This window comes from Pseudomonas sp. P9_2, assembly GCF_034008255.1.
GTDB lineage: Bacteria > Pseudomonadota > Gammaproteobacteria > Pseudomonadales > Pseudomonadaceae > Aquipseudomonas > Aquipseudomonas synxantha_A.
In genome coordinates this window covers 5,020,882-5,037,263 of record NZ_CP125376.1, presented here as the reverse complement: position 1 = coordinate 5,037,263, position 16,382 = coordinate 5,020,882, and the positions used below count along the sequence as shown (strand labels likewise).

Genomic DNA, 16,382 nt, shown 5'->3' with positions numbered 1-16,382 from the left:
GCTGAACGCTTTGCCGGCAAGTTCGCTCCCTGCCAGACTCAAGGATTCATGAACGCCTGGTAGTTCTCCTTGGTGATCTGTTGATAGGGAATCGTCAGTTCCGCCGTGTACGGCTGCTGCTTGACCATCTTCACCGCCAAGTCAATGGAGCCCACTGCCTGGCCTTTGTTGTCCTGATACACCGTGACCAGCAACTGGCCTTTTTTCACCGCATCCAGACCGGCCGCGCCGCCGTCGCTGCCGGCCACCAGGATGTCCTTGCCCGGTTGCATGCCTGCCTGGCTGATAGCCATGGCCGCGCCGATCGCCATTTCATCGGCATTGGCCACCACGGCATCGATTTTGCGCCCGGATACGATCCAGTTGTTCATCAGGTCAATCGCCTTGCCGCGCTGCCATTCGGCGCTTTGTTCCTCGACAATCTTGATGTCGGGGTAGTCCTTGAGCACGGTTTTCACCCCCAACGTGCGGTTGTGGGTCGCGTTGTTGGAGAGCAGCCCGAGCATGATCGCCAGGTTACCCTTGCCTCCCATTTTTTCGGCCAGGTAGCGCATCTGGATTTCACCCGCTTTGATCTCGTCCGAGCCGACATAGCCCACGCCGGCCGGCACCTCCTTGAACTCCGGGCGACGGTTGACATACACCAGCGGGATCTTGGCTTGCTGGGCGTTGAGGGTCATTTTCTGGGTGGCTGCGGTGTCTACCGCGTTGACGATAATTGCGTCCATACCCTGGGCGGTGAAGTTCTGCACCTGGTTGAGTTGGCGCACTACATCGCCCTGGGCGTCTTCGAATTGCAGGGTGACATCAGGCAGTTCCTTGGCGTGGGCGGCCATGTAGTCGCGCATTTGCGCAAGGAATACGTCGTCCACCTGGGCGATGCTCACGCCTATACGAATATCGGCCAATGCCCAGGGACTGATCGCAAGGGTCAGCAGTGTCGCAAGGAGTTGCTTTTTCATGGTTTGCTCCGTTGTTTTTGTTGTTGTCAAAGCAGCGATTCACGCTTGGCGCTTGGCCCGCAGATGCGCCACGGCGGTGGCGAAGTCCGCGTAGGGCCAGCGTTCGTCAAGGGCTTGCAGCATCAGCTGTTGCCCGGTCTGAGGGGCCAGGCCCTGCAAGGGTGGGTCGGTGTCGAGGTTGGTGGGGAAGGAATAACCGTCTGCTGTACAGGCGATCACGGCGTGGGTATTCAGGTTGGGGTTGGCCAGCAGCACCGGGTAGACCGCCAGCATCATGCGGTCGCGGTCGAGTGCTTCCATCGGTTTGCCGAACGCCGAGGAAATTTGCAGCAGGTTGGCCATGCGCTGGCGATCGGTCGTGCGGTTGGTGCCGGCGGCGTGGAACAGGGCGGGGTTGAAAAACAGCAAGTCGCCCTTGTTCAGAGGCAATTGCACGGAGTGTTGCTGGAAGTAGTCGATAAACTCCGGGCGGCGCCAGGCCAGGTAACCCAGGGCGTACTGTTGGGAAAACGGCAGCAGTAGGGTCGGGCCGGTTTCCAGCGGCATGTCCGAATGAGCGATAGCACCCTGTAGCGTCAGATACTGCGACAGCACATGCAGCGGCAGCGGAAAACGCTCCACCACTTCATTGGACTGGAAGCCCAGGTGATAGTCGCGGTGTGGCTGCTGTGCCTGGCCGCCGGGGCGCACTACATTGACCTGCGCCGTTACCTGGAAGCCCGGCCCTAACCAGGCTTCAGCAATCAACTCCAATAGAGGATTGGCGTAGTACTCGGCAAAGGACTCGGGGGACTGCAAGGCAGTCTTTTGCAACGAGTTCCATATCCGCCCATTGCTGCCGGGCCTGGCAAAGTGATCGGCGGCCACGCCTTGGGTGGCCTCATGGGCAAAGATCGCTTCGAATACCTGGCTGTGGCGGTCCACGACTTCCAGGTCTTCATAGGCTTGGCGCACCACCATCACACCAGGCCCGTCACGGAACAGGCCATGCAGTTCGTTCATGACGGTCAGTCGGTCGTTGTTGCGCAAGGTGTGGGCCTGATAGATCGGCACATTGCCTTGCACCTCAAGGCACAACGGGTAGTCGCCGGGGTTGACGCACTGCGCACAAATGCGGCTGAAGTCGGCCAGGCGCACGGCATCGCTGGTTACGAAGGCGGACATTATGCACCTCCGGGCAGGCTCAGGGCCTTGTGAGGTTGCGGGGTGCTGCTGTCGGTGCAGCCGACCACGCCTTGCTCCAGGTCGATCACCGCGCCGCTCATCATTCCAGACTCAGTGGACAGCAAAAACGCCACGCTACGTGCCACTTCTTCGGGCTTGAGCAGACGGCCAAACGGCTGGGCGTGTTCGGCCTCGGCGAGCCAGCCGTCCTGGGCACCGTGATAGTGGCGCTGGATCTGATCTTCGTGGGGCGTGTCCATCCAACCGATATTCAAGCCATTCACGCGGATGCGGTTGCGCAAGGCGCTGAAAGCGACGTTCTTGGTCAGGATTGCCAGCGCGCCCTTGGACGCGGCATAGGCACTCAAGAACGATTGCCCGCCATGCCCGGTGACGCTCTGGATATTCACCACCGCACCTTCCACGCCCTTGCTGATCATCAACTTGAGCGCTTCCTGCATCAGAAAAAATGGTGCTCGCACATTCACCGCAAACAGGCGCTCGAAGAGTTGCGGCGAGGTGTCCAGAATGGTGCCACGGTCAGACATGCCGGCGCAGTTCACCAAGCCATGCAAAGTGCCGAAATGCGTGCGTGCCGCCTCGATGATCGCGCGGCAATCCTCGACTTTTTCCAGGTCGGCCTCGACAAAAAATGCCTGGCAGCCCAGTTGCGCCAACTGGCGCACCTGCTCCTGGCCTTCGATACGGCGGCGTCCACAAATGATCAGCCCGGCCGCACCCCGGCGAGCCAGGGTATGGGCCACCGCCGCGCCGAGGCCCTGGGTGCTGCCGGTGACGACAAAGTATTGGCTGTTGAACGAGGTCGCAAGATTGGTGTGGGGCATTGGGCTCTCCTGGAGTTTTTGTTGTTTTGCTCGCTCGGCTCGACGCCGGACAAAACTGAGACTAGCATTGCAAAACCTCAGTAAAGCCCAAAAAAGACCTCAAAAAGACCTCAGGCGAAAACCATGCTCGAACGCGCAAAACACTTTTCCGTCAAGCAGCTCGCCACTCAGGCAGGCGTCAGCAAAGCCACAGTCGACCGCGTGCTGCACCAGCGTGGCAGCGTGCATGCGCAGACCCGTCGGCGTATCGAGCAGGCGCTGGAGGAGTTGGAGGCCCAGGAAAAAAACGGCCTGGCCGTGGGGCGCACGTTCCATGTGGACGTGATCATGCATACGCCCCAGCGGTTCAGCGCGGCGGTGCAGGTGGCGATCGTGGCGCAACTGGCCAGCCTCGCGCCGTTTCGCATTGCGCCGCGCTTTCATCTGTTCGAAGAGATCGAGCCCCAGGCCATGCACGATCAATTGCTGCGCTGCCTCGAAACCGGCAGCCAGGGCGTGGTGCTCAAGGCCGCCGATGAGCCAGCGGTGAACTTGGCCGTCAAGCAACTGATTGCGGCCGGCATTCCGGTGGTGACCCTGGTGACTGACCTGCCCCAGAGCGAGCGCGTCGGCTATGTGGGCATGGACAATCGCACTGCCGGCCAGACCGCCGCCTACCTGATGTCGAACTGGCTGCCGAACGTGCCCCAGGACGTCGCGGTGGTGATCGGCAGTGAATTGTTCCGGGGTGAAGAAGAACGCGAAATGGGCTTTCGCACCTGGCTGCGCGGCCGCGCCGAGCACTTGCGGGTATTGGAGATCAGCGGCGGCTACGGCGTATACGAGCGCACCTTCGAGCGAGTGACCCAGGCGCTGCAGCAGCATCCCGGGCTCAAGGCGGTGTACAGCATCGGCGGCGGCAACCGTGCGATTGTCGACGCCTTTGCCGCTCGGAATCGCCCGCTGGACGTCTTTATCGGCCACGACCTCGACGAAGAAAACCGCCAGTTGCTAAGGGAAGAAAAAGTCGCGGCAATCATCGACCACAACTTGCAGATCGATGCCCGCCACGTGTTCCTGTACATCCTGCAGTACCACCGGTTATGGAAGACCGGGCCGATTGCGCCGTCACAGGTGCAGATCGTCACGCCGTTCAACCTGCCGGACTGAAGCTCTGAAACTACAAATCCAATAACGATTCAGGAGTTCGACCATGCTACGTATTGCCGTTCTAGGTGCGGGGCGCATCGCCAAGATCCACGCCGCCAACGTCGCTGCCCATCCCAACGCCACGCTGGTGCTGGTGGCCGACCCCTGGCGCGAAGGCGTCGATGCCCTGAGCACGCAGTTGGGATGTGAAGCAGCATACGACTGCGCCGCCGTGCTGAACCGCAAGGACATCGACGCAGTGGTGATCGGCACGCCCACCGACACCCATATCGACCTGTTGCTGGCCGCCGTGGCCCAGGGCAAGGCGGTACTCTGTGAAAAGCCCATCGACCTGGATATCGCCAAGGCGCGCAGCGCAGCACAAACCGTGGAGCGTCAGGGCGGCAAGGTGATGCTTGGCTTCAACCGCCGTTTCGACCCGGACATGCTGCGGCTGCGCCAGGCCTTGGACGCCGGCCAGATCGGCGCAGTGCGCCAGGTGATCATTACCAGCCGCGACCCCGGCCTGGCTCCGCGCGAGTATCTGGAACATTCCGGTGGCATCCTGCGCGATATGACTATCCACGACTTCGACACTGCCCGGCACTTGCTGGGTGAAGAGCCGGTGCAAGTCAGCGCCTTCGCCAGCCGCCTGGTAGACCCGAGCCTGGAACAGATTGACGACTACGACAGCGTGATGGTCCTGCTGCGCACCGCCTCGGGCAAGCAATGCCATATCAACTGCTGCCGCCAGGCGGTGTATGGCTACGATCAACGTGTAGAAGTCTCCGGCGCCAGCGGCGTACTGCTCACCGATAACCACAGGCCCAGTACCTTGCGACACTGGAGTGCTGAACACACTGAAGCACTGGAGCCGTTGCAGCACTTTTTCCTTGAGCGCTATGCGGATGCCTATCGTAATGAGTTGATGCAGTTTGTCGATGCGCTGAATGAGGGGCGTGAGTTGCCCACCGGCATGCGTGATGGGCTGTATGCCTTGCACCTGGCTGACTGTGCGTTGGAGTCGGTTAAGACGGGGCGCAGCGTGGCCGTTTGTTATGACCGGTAGGTTACGCGGCGTAAATGGGGGGGCTTGCCCCCGATGGCCATAGGTATCTACACAACTTGATAGCAACCGACGGTAACCACGATGCGAAGCGAGCCGCTCTTGATCTGCTTTTGATCTTAAGCGCCCCGTTAAACCACGCTGGCCGGAATTCGACAGGGATTTGGGGGGTAAACCGGCAGGGATGCCGGTTTAGCCGCCCCGCGCCATGGATGGCGCGTGGCGGCGGCCCCCCAAATCCATGGCGGATTACGGGCACACCGAGCCTAGGCGAGGTGCCGAGTGGTGGGGCAAGAGCGTTTGGGTTACTTTTGCGCTTTTCAAAAGTGACCCGCTGTAAAAGCGGAACCAATAGCAGCCGTTACCCAAATAACGGATATGTACTCGGTCTGATCCAGCACCCTGGTCGACCCTGAGGCCGCCATCGGGAGCAAGCCCCCTCCCACAGTTTCGGCGTCGCACCAAAGTTGTGAAGATACCTATGCTTACCGGGCGCAAGTCCCTCCCACAGTTTGATCAGGTAAATACTCACCTGCCTTCGTTCAAACCCCCTTGGTCGAAGGCAATAGTATCGTCAGGATGCCCACCAGCGGCAGGAACGAGCACAGTTTGTAGACGTATTCGATCCCGTGGTTATCGGCAAGCAACCCCAGCAACGCCGCGCCAATCCCGCTGAAACCGAACATCAGGCCGAAGAATATCCCAGCGATCATGCCCACGTTGCCCGGCACCAGTTCCTGGGCAAACACCACAATGGCCGAGAACGCCGAGGCGATGATGAAACCGATGACCACGCTGAGTACGGCGGTCCAGAACAGGTCGACGTAGGGCAGGGCGAGGGTGAACGGGGCGGCGCCGAGGATCGAGAACCAGATGACTTTCTTGCGGCCGATCTTGTCGCCGATCGGGCCCCCGGCGAAGGTGCCGACCGCCACCGCGCCAAGGAACAGGAACAGGTACATCTGGGAGCTGGCCACCGACAGCTGGAATTTTTCAATCAGGTAGAAGGTGAAGTAGCTGGTCAGGCTGGTCATGTACCAATACTTGGAGAACACCAGCACGGCCAGAACCACCAGGGCGAAAGTCACGCGGCCTTTGGACAAGCCATGGGTCGCCTGGCTGCCCTGCTTGAGCTTGAACAGGTTGAGATGGTGACGGTACCAGCGGCTCAAGCCATACAGCACCAGGATCGCGAACACCGCAAACAGGCCGAACCAGGCGATATGGGTTTGGCCGTAGGGAATGATGATCGCCGCCGCCAGCAAAGGGCCGAACGCGCTGCCGGTGTTGCCGCCGACCTGGAAGGTCGACTGCGCCAGGCCATAGCGCCCACCGGACGCCAGGCGTGCGACCCGCGAGGTTTCCGGGTGGAAGGTCGACGAGCCGACACCCACCAGCCCCGCCGCGAGCAGAATCGCCGGGAAGTTGCCGACAAACGCCAGCATCAAAATACCGATCAAGGTGCACACCATGCCCGCCGGCAGCAGCCAGGGCTTGGGGTGGCGGTCGGTGTGGTAGCCGATCCACGGTTGCAGCAGGGAGGCGGTCAACTGGAAGGTCAGGGTGATCAGGCCGACCTGGGTGAAGCTCAGGCCGTAGTTGGCCTTGAGCATCGGGTAGATCGACGGCAGCACGGCCTGGATCAGGTCATTGATCATATGCGCCAGGGCGCAGGCGCCGAGGACGCGCATGACCAGAGGGCTTACCTGGGGTGTCGTGGTGGCAGCGGCGGGTGTCGCGGTGAGGCTCGACATGCGGGCATTCCATACAAGGCAGCGAACAGGGGCAGACAGTACTTTAGCTGGCAGCCATTTCTAATTGTTTCGAAAGCTATGCTAAATTCGGAGAAAATGCCTGTCTCGCGAAATTCGGGCATAAACCATCGCAAAAAGGGCGAAACAATCAAATCCCTCGACAAATTTCTCCAAGAGATCGATGAAGGTGATTGGGCCGTCATCAGCTCGGCCACCGATTATCCGGAAAACTGGGTGATCCCGGAACACAGCCACAACAAGCATCAACTGCTCTATGCCATTGGCGGGGTGATGGTGGTGTATTCGGCGCTGAATCAATGGACGGTGCCACCCAACCGTGGCTTCTGGATGCCGTGCGGGCAAGTCCATTCGCTGCGATGCGTGGGCACGTTGAAGATGCGCAGCGTGTTCGTGCGCCCGGACAGCTTCCCGAACCTGCCAGCCGAGCCGAAGACGGTGACGGTTTCGCCGCTGTTGAGTGAACTGATCAAGGCCTCGGTCAGCCTGAAGCCGCCGTATGCCGAGGACTCACGCGATACCAGGATCATGCACCTGATTCTCGACGAACTGGCGATCCTGCCGGACTTGCCGCTGTCCCTGCCGCAGCCTGCCGACTCGCGCCTCAGCCAGATTTGCCTGGCGTTGCAGGACGAACCGGGGGATGCCTCCACCGTCGCCGATTGGAGCGCGCGCCTGGGGCTGGATCAAACCACCATTCAGCGCCTGTTTCGCAAGGAAACCGGCATGACCTTCGGCCAATGGCGCCAGCAGGCACGGTTGCTATTGGCGCTGGAGCGCATTGCGGTAGGGCAGAAGATTATCGATGTGGCATTTGAACTGGGTTACGAAAGCCCCAGCGCCTTTACCAGCATGTTCAAGAAACAGTTTGGCAAGACGCCGAGTCATTTTTTCAGGTAGCACCGCTGATAACACCAGCTTGCGCAGCACGGCGTGACGCCAGGCAGGCGAGCAGGGTGGCGACTACCAGCAAGCCGGCACTGAGTTCAAAGGTGGCCTGGTAGCCGCTCAGGTCGAACGCCACGCCGCCGACGGTGGCGCCGGCAGCAATCGCCAGTTGGATGATCGCCACCATCAATCCGCCGCCGGCTTCGGCGTCATCGGGCAAGGTCTGCGCCAGCCACGTCCACCAGCCCACAGGTGCGGCGGTTGCCACCAGGCCCCAACTGCCGAGCAATAGCGTGGTTACGATCGTTGAGTTGCCCCATTCCACCAGCGCAAGTGCGAGGCCTGCCATGATCAGGGGGATGGCAATCAGTGTCGGGTACAGGTTGTGCTTGAGGAAGCGTTCAATCAAAAACGTACCGGCCAGGCCTGCCAGGCCAAGCACCAACAGCATCAACGACAGCGTAGACACCTCAACCCGCGTGACGCTTTCCAGAAACGGGCGCAGGTAGGTGAACAACATGAACTGGCCCATGAAGAACACGCTGACGGCGAACATGCCCAAGGCCACCTTGGGGTTTTTCATCAGGCGCAAGGCATTGGCGGTTTTCGCCTCACCCTGGTTTTTCAGCGCGGGCAGGCTGGCGAGCAGCCATAGCAGTGCAACGACCGCGACCGGCACCACGCAGAAGAACGCACCGCGCCAGCCGATGATCCCGCCGAGAAAGCTGCCCAGCGGCGCAGCGATCACCGTTGCCAGCGCGTTGCCGCCGTTGACGATGGCAAGGGCCCGCGGTATCTGTGCTTGCGGCACCAGGCGCATCGCCGTGGCCGCCGACAATGACCAGAAGCCACCAATCGCCACGCCAATCAAGGCTCGGCCGAGCATGAACACCAGGTAATTGGGCGCGAACGCTACCACGGTGCCGGAGATAATCATCAGCAGCGTCAGCGCCATCAACAGGCGCTTGCGGTCCACCCGTGTAGCGATCGAGGCGATCACCAGGCTGGTGAGCAGGGCAAACACCCCGGACACGGAAATGCCCTGGCCAGCCTGGCCTTCGGTGATGTGCAGGTCGGCGGCCAGCGGTGTCAGCAGGCTGACGGGCATGAATTCGGAGGCGACCAGGGCGAACGCGGCGAGCGACATCGCCAGCACCGCGCCCCAACTGCTTTTGGTAGGTGTATCAGACATGGCGTAAACCCGTTGATGCGTAATGGCCTGCGCATTTTCCGGATCAAACCCCATGCTCCATAGTTCGATTCGCCAGATTACTTGCCTGATCCTCTGAGTCTCGCGGTATACCGGGGACTCGCGAGCCGTGCGGGAGTAAAGTTGCGCAAAGAGGCAAAAGAGTCCGTTATGAGCATCCACCCTGCATCCCTGCAAACCCTCGCGCACTCCATCGAGTCGCGCACCCCGTCGCCCGGCGATTACCCCATGCCGATTCCCGGGCTGGCGTTCTATCGGCGTGAACAACCGGCCGCGCCTGTGGTGTGCATGGTCGAACCGTGCATCGTGCTGGTGGTGCAGGGCCAGAAGCAATTGTGGGCCGGTGGTGAGGGTTACCCCTACGACAGCTCGCGCTTTCTGGTGACGTCGCTGGACATTCCGGCCAACTCGGAGGTACTGGTCGCCAGCCCCGAGCAACCTTGCCTGGGGCTGACGTTCAAACTGGACTTGCGCATGTTGGCCGAGCTGATTGCCCAAGGTGATCTGCCGCCAACCCGAGAGCGTGCGGTGCTGAAAGGCGTGGGTATCGGTACGGTCACCGACGGTATGCTCAGCGCATTCGCTCGTCTGGTCGCGTTGCTTGAGGAGCCTGAAGCGATCCCGGTGCTCGCGCCGTTGATCCAGCGTGAGATTCATTACCGCCTATTGAAAAGCGACCAGGCCGGCCGCCTGCGCCAGATCTGTTCGGTGGACGGGCAGGGTTATCGGATTGCCAAGGCTATCGATTGGTTGAAATTGAATTTCGATGCGGCGCTACGCGTGGAAGAATTGGCAGCGCGGGTGCAGATGAGCGCAGCGACCTTTCACCATCATTTCCGCCAACTGACGGCGATGAGCCCGTTGCAGTATCAGAAATGGCTGCGCTTGAATGAGGCGCGGCGCTTGATGTTGAACGAGCACCAGGACGTGTCCAGCGCAGCGTTCAAAGTGGGCTATGAGAGCCCGTCGCAGTTCAGTCGTGAGTACAGTCGCTTGTTTGGCGTGCCACCCAAGCGCGACATGGTCGCGCTGCGGGGCAGGGCGGGGGTTACTGATCCGGGGCCAGGTTAGCGTAGAAAATGCAGCCGATCAGCCGCGCAAACAGGCTCAGGGTTTCGGGCAGGTTGGGGTCATCGAACAGCATTGCCCGTGAGTCCAGCGCACACAGCGCGCCAAACAGGCGCCCGTCGGGCAGAAAGATCGGTGCACCGGCATAGCTTTCGATGGCGTATTGCTTGACCACCGGGCGCGAGGCAAAGCGACCGTTATGGCTGATCTGCGGGATGAACAGGGCTTGAGGGTCGATGCAGAACTCACTGCACAGGGTGGTTTCCAGGTCGAGTACGTCGTCGACATGGATGCCCATTTGCAGAGGGTCGTAGGCCGAACACACTACCCATTCATGGTCGGTGAACTTGGCGATGCCGGCGAACCTCATCCCGGTCAGCCGCGTGACCAGCTTGAGAATGTTGGTGGTGGCTTCGATTTCTGCGATAGCGGCGCGTTCGTCTGCGCTGAGTAGCGATTGTGCGGCGGTGACGCTTGTAGCCATGCTGAACGCTCCAATGGCGTGGTCGCTGGTCGCGACCACGCACAGTCAGGTCTTAGTTAATCCGTGGATGCTGCTGTACCAGGTTTTCACGCTTGGCTTGCAGCGCGGCAATCTCGGCGTCGATGTCTTCGATCTTCTGCTCGATGTTGTCGTGATGCTCCTGCAGCAGTTCTTTGGCTTCTTCCATGTCGGAAGCCGCCGGGGCCGCGCCGCGCAGTGGCTTGTTGGCGGTTTCTTTCATGGTCAGGCCGGTGACCAGGCCAACCACGGCAAACACCATCAGGTAGTAGGCGGGCATGTACAGGTCGTTGGTGCTCTCCACCAGCCAGGCGACGACGGTTGGCGTGACGCCGGCGATCAGCACCGATACGTTGAATGCACTGGCCAGGGCGCTGTAGCGCAAGTGCGTTGGAAACATCGCTGGCAAGGTCGAGGCCATCACGCCGATAAAGAAGTTCAGCACGATCGCCAGGATCAGCAGGCCGCTGAAGATCAAGCCGGTCTTGCCGCTGGTGATCAGCATGAACGCCGGGATCGACAGGAACAGCAGGCCGATGCTGCCGGCGATGATGAACGGCTTGCGGCCGATCTTGTCGCTGACAAAGCCAATGAATGGCTGCACGAACAACATGCCGACCATGATCGCGATGATGATCAACACGCCGCTGTTTTCGGCGTAGTGCAGGTTATGCGACAGGTAGCTGGGCATATAGGTGAGCAGCATGTAGTACGTCACGTTGGTCGCCGCGACGATCCCGATGCAGGTCAACAGGCTGCGCCAGTGTTTGGTGGCGATTTCCTTGAACGAGACTTTAGGGCCGTGGCTCAGGCCTTCGCGGTCGCCCTGTTCAAGCTTGTCGACGTGCTGCTGGAACGCTGGAGTCTCTTCCAGTGCGTGGCGCAGGTACAGGCCGATGATGCCCAGGGGCAGGGCAAGGAAGAACGGCAGGCGCCAGCCCCAGGATTCGAATTCCGCTTCGCCGAGCACGGTGGAGATCAGTACCACCACACCTGCGCCGAGGACGAAACCGGCAATCGAGCCGAAGTCCAGCCAGCTGCCGAGGAAGCCGCGCTTGCGGTCCGGGGCGTATTCGGCGACGAAGATCGATGCGCCGGTGTACTCGCCGCCTACCGAGAAGCCCTGGGCCATTTTGCACAGCAGCAGCAGGATTGGCGCCCAGATGCCAATGGAGGCATAGCCGGGAATCAAGCCAATGGCGAAGGTGCTCAGGGACATGATCACGATGGTGGCAGCGAGGACTTTTTGCCGCCCGTACTTATCTCCCAAGGCACCGAAGAACAGACCGCCCAGTGGGCGAATCAGGAAGGGCACCGAGAAGGTACCCAATGCGGCGATCATTTGTACGCTGGGGGACGCATCGGGGAAGAACACCTTGCCCAGCACATAGGCGACAAAGCCATACACGCCGAAGTCGAACCATTCCATGGCATTGCCAAGGGCGGCGGCGGTGATCGCCTTGCGCATCTTGTTGTCGTCGACAATGGTGATGTCTTTCAAGCCGATGGGTTTGACGCGTTTTTTCCGTAGTTTCATGCGGGCCACTCTAAAGCTGAACGGGGAGGTGCCATCGCTACGATGGCACCGCTCTGTCAGTTCAGATACAAGTGGACACGAAAAAATTCACCGCATCGGGTGTTTTTTCTCGCATTAGCGAAAATATCGTGTGAGTGCCCTCGCGGCGGCGTGCAAATCCACGCCTCAACCAAATTTAAATGTGGGAGGGGGCAAGCCCCCTCCCACATTGGGTCGTCGCTGCTTTGAGCATTTCGTTCGCTTAACTGACTGCGGCGACGATAGCGATATTGGCTAAACTCGGTTCGAAGGTTCATGCCCCAAACAGGGACGTCATTTGTATGCCTAACCTCCATTCACGCCTCATCTACCGCCAACCACGACTGGCAGATGTCCGGCGGTTGTTTGCGATCTTCGGTGATCCGCAGACCAATCTGTTCAACCCGGCCGGGCCCATGCCCGATCTTGCGACGGCTCAACGCTTGTTGGCTCACTGGATGGAGCAATGGGCCAATCACGGCTACGGCTGGTGGGCGATTGCCCGTAAAGAAGCGCCCGAACACATCATCGGGTTTGGCGGCATTGCACCGCTTAACTATCTGACCCAACGACGCATCAACCTCGGTTACCGCTTTGCCGTCGAAGCCTGGGGGCAGGGCTACGCCACCGAAGTGGGCCGTGACGCGTTGGAGCTGGCTTTTGTAACCTTGGGTTTGCCGGAGGTTTTCGGCCTGGTACGGCCCGATCATGCTGCGTCGATCCGCGTACTGGAGAAGATTGGCATGCAGCCCTTCGGCCTGCTGGACGACGTACCTGGCCAGGCACCCAGTCTGGTGTTGCGGGTTTGTCATCCTACAACTGCTAACGCCTGACATTTTTCATACGTACGTAATTCCTCGATAAACGGCGCTTGTTCAGATTGACACTGCGCAGGCGTCCCGATATAAAAGCCATAGTTGTACGACGACATATGACGTTACATGTGTCCTACCTAACAAAAATAAAAAAGTGATGCCATGAATCTGAACGAGCCCATCAGTGCCTATCGTGTCGGCCAGGCGGTCGGCAGCTATCGCTGGACGATCTGCGCGATGCTGTTTTTCGCGACCACGGTCAACTACCTCGACCGTCAGGTGCTGAGCCTGTTGGCGCCGCAACTCTCGACACAATTTGGCTGGAGCAACACCGATTACGCCAACATTGCCGCGGTGTTCCAGTTCGTCTACGCGATTTCCATGCTGTTTGCCGGGCGGTTTGTCGACAAGATCGGTACCAAGGCCGCGTATGTGGTGGCGATCGGCATTTGGTCCACTGGGGCGATCATGCATGCGTTTTCGGTGCCGATGGGCGAGGGCATTGCGGCGGTCAGCAGCGCTGTCGGCCTGGCGGTGATTCCGGTGTCGATTGCCGGGTTCATGCTGTCGCGTGCCGTGTTGGCGATCGGCGAAGCGGGTAATTTCCCTATCGCGATCAAGGCCACCGCTGAATATTTTCCCAAGAAGGAACGCTCACTGGCCACCGGCATCTTCAACTCCGGTGCCAACGTCGGCGCGATCCTGGCGCCGATCTGCGTGCCGTTGATCGCAGGCTGGTGGGGTTGGGAGGCGGCATTTATAGTCATTGGCATGTTGGGGTTTGTGTGGGTGGCAGTCTGGGCCGCCGTGTACGAAAAACCGGAACAGCAAAAACGACTGTCCGCTGAAGAACTGGCCTACATCCGCAGCGATCAGACCGTACAGCCTTTCACTCCGGAGCCTACGGGCGCCAACGCAAAGAAAGTCTCCTGGTTCAAACTGCTGACTTACCGCCAGACGTGGGCGTTCGCATTCGGCAAGTTCATGACTGACGGTGTGTGGTGGTTTTTCCTGTTCTGGCTGCCCACCTACCTGTCGGCGCAGTACGGCATGAAAGGCGCCGATATCGTCATGCCGCTGGCGGTGCTGTACAGCATGACCATGGTCGGCAGCATCGGTGGCGGCTGGTTCCCGAGCTACTTCATGGCGCGCGGCGATGCACCCTATGACGGGCGTATGAAAGCCATGCTGGTGATTGCGCTGTTCCCGCTGGTGGTGTTGCTGGCACAGCCCCTGGGTTACCTGAGCTTCTGGGTACCGGTGCTGCTGATTGGCGTGGGCGCCTCGGCGCACCAGGCGTGGTCGTGCAATATCTTCACCACCGTGTCCGATATGTTCCCGCAGAAAACCGTGGCCTCGGTGGTCGGCATTGGTGGCATGGCCGGGGGCCTGGGCGGCGTGGTCATGACCAAGATCGGCGGTTGGGTGTTCGACTACTACAAGTCTGTCAACGACATCCACACCGGCTACATGATCATGTTTGCCATCTGCGCCCTGGCCTACCTGGTGGCCTGGAGCGTGATGAAGGCATTGGTGCCCCGTCACAAGGAAATTACTGATCTTTAGGGGCCGCTTCAGGCAACCGTAGAAACGCCATCAGCGCGGCAACGATGGCATCTGGTGCATCTTCTTGCACCAGATGCCCGGCATGGGGGATACGCAGGTAGCGTGCCCCGGCCAATCTGCCAGCGAGTGCATCGCCTTGCGCCAGCGGGATCCACCGATCTTCTTCACCCCACAGCAACAGCACCGGGCAACGGACGCTGGCGAGTTGATCTTCTATCGCATCGGTATAACGCTGATCCATTTGCACGATCTGTCGGTAAAAAGCGGCCTGGCCAATCTCGCCCATCCAGGGCGTGACATAAGCTTGCAATACCTCGGCAGGCAGCGGCTTGAAAGCGGCGCCCTGAAGATAGGCACGCACGATCGCCTCGTGGATGTATGCCGGCGCATCGCTGAAGGCCCGTTCGTGCTGACGCACATGCTGAATCAGCGGCGAACCCCAGGGCGCCAGGGCAACGGGATCGATCAGGGTGAGGCTGGCGTAGTCGCAGCTATCCAGCAGATGCGTGCGCAGTGCCGTGGCACCGCCAAAATCATGGGCGAGTAGATGAGGGCGTTCCAGGCGCCAATGTTCAAGCAGTGCGGCCAGCAAGGTGTTTTGCACGCCGAGGGAGACGTCCTGCCCCGGCGCCTTTTGCGACTGGCCGTAGCCGAGCAGGTCGTAATAGAACACGCGACAGTGCTGGGCGAACAATGGCGCGATGCGTCGCCACACATGGGCAGAGAAGGGCGTGCCATGCACCATCACCAAGGCCGGGCCCTGAGTGCCGAGTTGGCCCCAGCGCACCGCCTGGCCGTGAAAGTCGAACGTTTCGCGCAGTGCCAAGGCATCACTTGCGTGGGTCATGATTGAATCTCCCCTAAAGCATCGTGGGCTGTGACGGACTTTGCGTCCGCCAGGATAATACGAACTGCCATCACTACACCGATCAGTACCGCGGCCAGGCCCGCTGCTTCCAGGGGCGTTGGCCAGCGCTGGTGAAACCACAGGCCCAGCAGGCTGGCGAACAGTGATTCCAGGGCAATCAACTGGCCGCTCAAAACCATGGGCAGGCGCCGCGTCGCGGCGTTCCAGGCCCAGGCGCCGACGACGGTGGACATCACGGCGATCACCAGGCTCCAGGTATACAGCGGCCATGCCTGGCTCCAGCCAGCGCCAAGGGTGGGCAACCGCAACACGCCCAACACGTATAGCCACGGCAGGATGATCAGCGCAGCGGCACCGGCCCCCACTAGCATCAGGGCGGTCCACACACCTGTCACCTTGGCCGGCAGGTGCGCCAGTTGCTGTTGGTTGATCACGCTGAACGCCATCCATAAGGCGACGGCGCCCAAAGAAAAAAACAGACCGGCCAACCAGGAGCCGCTGCCCGAAGAGGGCTGGTGCAGACTGCTGATATTGACCAGCAACAGCCCCACCGAGAGACAGAGCAACGGCATCACCAGTTGACGCCACTGCAGGGTTTTATCGCTGGCGTTGCCTATCAGCGCCAGGAGCACCGGGACCATCCCGACAAACGCTGGCGTCAGCACCGGGCCGCCGACGATCACGCCGCCTGCAATGCATACGCCGTAGCCCAGGCAGCCCATTGCGCCCAGTAGTGCCGCGAGCAGGCACTGGCCATGGCTGAGCATCCGCAGTTGCGATCGACACACAATCATCCAGACGACGCCCAGCCCGCCGGCCATCAGAAAGCGCACAGCCATCAGATCGTAGAGGCTATAGGCCCCGGTGACGTAGGGCGCAATGAAGTTCAGTGCCCAGCCAAGGGTGGCGACCACCGCGCATATCACGCCGGTAAAGACTGAAGCTTGGGAAGTGCTCATCAGGCTGATCCATG

Annotated in this window: 15 protein-coding genes; 6 read left to right on the top strand and 9 right to left on the bottom strand. The window is 60.5% G+C overall.

Annotation, left to right across the window (positions count from 1 at the left end; all coding sequences use genetic code 11):
* Nucleotides 1-38: 38 nt before the first annotated feature.
* The 3 genes from QMK52_RS22370 to QMK52_RS22360 are packed head-to-tail and all read right to left on the bottom strand — an operon-like array spanning nt 39 to nt 2,971.
* Complete coding sequence (locus QMK52_RS22370) at nt 39-962, bottom strand: sugar ABC transporter substrate-binding protein (protein WP_320403434.1); 924 nt, start codon at nt 960-962, stop codon at nt 39-41.
* Nucleotides 963-1,001: 39 nt separating this feature from the next.
* Complete coding sequence (locus QMK52_RS22365; RefSeq protein ID WP_320403433.1) at nt 1,002-2,126, bottom strand: phytanoyl-CoA dioxygenase family protein; 1,125 nt, start codon at nt 2,124-2,126, stop codon at nt 1,002-1,004.
* Nucleotides 2,126-2,971, bottom strand: coding sequence for an SDR family oxidoreductase (locus QMK52_RS22360; protein WP_005787928.1), 846 nt, complete (start codon nt 2,969-2,971; stop codon nt 2,126-2,128). Before QMK52_RS22360 ends, QMK52_RS22365 begins: the two co-directional genes overlap by 1 nt.
* Before the next feature lie 123 nt (nt 2,972-3,094).
* Between QMK52_RS22360 and QMK52_RS22355 the strand changes: the two genes are divergently transcribed.
* Nucleotides 3,095-4,120 (top strand): LacI family DNA-binding transcriptional regulator, encoded by a 1,026-nt coding sequence (locus QMK52_RS22355; protein WP_320403432.1) that lies wholly within the window; start codon nt 3,095-3,097, stop codon nt 4,118-4,120.
* A 43-nt stretch (nt 4,121-4,163) separates the two neighbouring features.
* Complete coding sequence (gene iolG / locus QMK52_RS22350; protein WP_005787932.1) at nt 4,164-5,168, top strand: inositol 2-dehydrogenase; 1,005 nt, start codon at nt 4,164-4,166, stop codon at nt 5,166-5,168.
* A gap of 539 nt (nt 5,169-5,707) precedes the next feature.
* Here the strand turns inward: iolG and QMK52_RS22345 are convergent.
* Nucleotides 5,708-6,919, bottom strand: coding sequence for an MFS transporter (locus QMK52_RS22345; protein ID WP_005787935.1), 1,212 nt, complete (start codon nt 6,917-6,919; stop codon nt 5,708-5,710).
* A gap of 96 nt (nt 6,920-7,015) precedes the next feature.
* Between QMK52_RS22345 and QMK52_RS22340 the strand changes: the two genes are divergently transcribed.
* Entirely contained in the window at nt 7,016-7,837 is an 822-nt protein-coding gene (locus QMK52_RS22340; protein ID WP_005787936.1) for an AraC family transcriptional regulator, read from the top strand.
* Here QMK52_RS22340 and QMK52_RS22335 read toward each other — a convergent pair.
* The gene (locus QMK52_RS22335) at nt 7,830-9,017 is read right to left on the bottom strand and encodes an MFS transporter (protein ID WP_005787938.1); all 1,188 of its coding nucleotides are present in this window, start codon (nt 9,015-9,017) and stop codon (nt 7,830-7,832) included. The genes QMK52_RS22340 and QMK52_RS22335 overlap by 8 nt on opposite strands.
* Nucleotides 9,018-9,185: 168 nt before the next feature.
* On the opposite strand from QMK52_RS22335, the gene QMK52_RS22330 reads away from it, so the two are divergent.
* Complete coding sequence (locus tag QMK52_RS22330) at nt 9,186-10,106, top strand: AraC family transcriptional regulator (RefSeq protein ID WP_005787940.1); 921 nt, start codon at nt 9,186-9,188, stop codon at nt 10,104-10,106.
* Here QMK52_RS22330 and QMK52_RS22325 read toward each other — a convergent pair.
* Entirely contained in the window at nt 10,084-10,587 is a 504-nt protein-coding gene (locus tag QMK52_RS22325) for a GAF domain-containing protein (RefSeq protein ID WP_005787942.1), read from the bottom strand. The two genes, QMK52_RS22330 and QMK52_RS22325, sit on opposite strands and share 23 nt — an antisense overlap.
* A gap of 52 nt (nt 10,588-10,639) precedes the next feature.
* Nucleotides 10,640-12,142: a glycine betaine/L-proline transporter ProP gene (gene proP, locus QMK52_RS22320; protein ID WP_005787944.1), complete on the bottom strand. Its 1,503-nt coding sequence runs from the start codon at nt 12,140-12,142 to the stop codon at nt 10,640-10,642.
* A 320-nt stretch (nt 12,143-12,462) separates the two neighbouring features.
* Here proP and QMK52_RS22315 point away from each other — a divergent pair, with 320 nt between their 5' ends.
* Nucleotides 12,463-12,993 carry a GNAT family N-acetyltransferase gene (locus tag QMK52_RS22315; RefSeq protein ID WP_194440600.1) on the top strand — a complete coding sequence of 177 codons (531 nt, stop codon included), beginning with the start codon at nt 12,463-12,465 and terminating at the stop codon, nt 12,991-12,993.
* Between the two features lie 144 nt (nt 12,994-13,137).
* Nucleotides 13,138-14,541: an MFS transporter gene (locus QMK52_RS22310; protein WP_005787948.1), complete on the top strand. Its 1,404-nt coding sequence runs from the start codon at nt 13,138-13,140 to the stop codon at nt 14,539-14,541.
* Here QMK52_RS22310 and QMK52_RS22305 read toward each other — a convergent pair.
* Together QMK52_RS22305 and QMK52_RS22300 are read right to left on the bottom strand one after the other, a co-directional pair.
* Complete coding sequence (locus QMK52_RS22305) at nt 14,528-15,388, bottom strand: alpha/beta fold hydrolase (RefSeq protein ID WP_005787950.1); 861 nt, start codon at nt 15,386-15,388, stop codon at nt 14,528-14,530. The two genes, QMK52_RS22310 and QMK52_RS22305, sit on opposite strands and share 14 nt — an antisense overlap.
* Complete coding sequence (locus QMK52_RS22300) at nt 15,385-16,368, bottom strand: DMT family transporter (protein WP_194440601.1); 984 nt, start codon at nt 16,366-16,368, stop codon at nt 15,385-15,387. The genes QMK52_RS22305 and QMK52_RS22300 overlap by 4 nt, the downstream gene beginning before the upstream one ends.
* Nucleotides 16,369-16,382 lie beyond the last annotated feature (14 nt).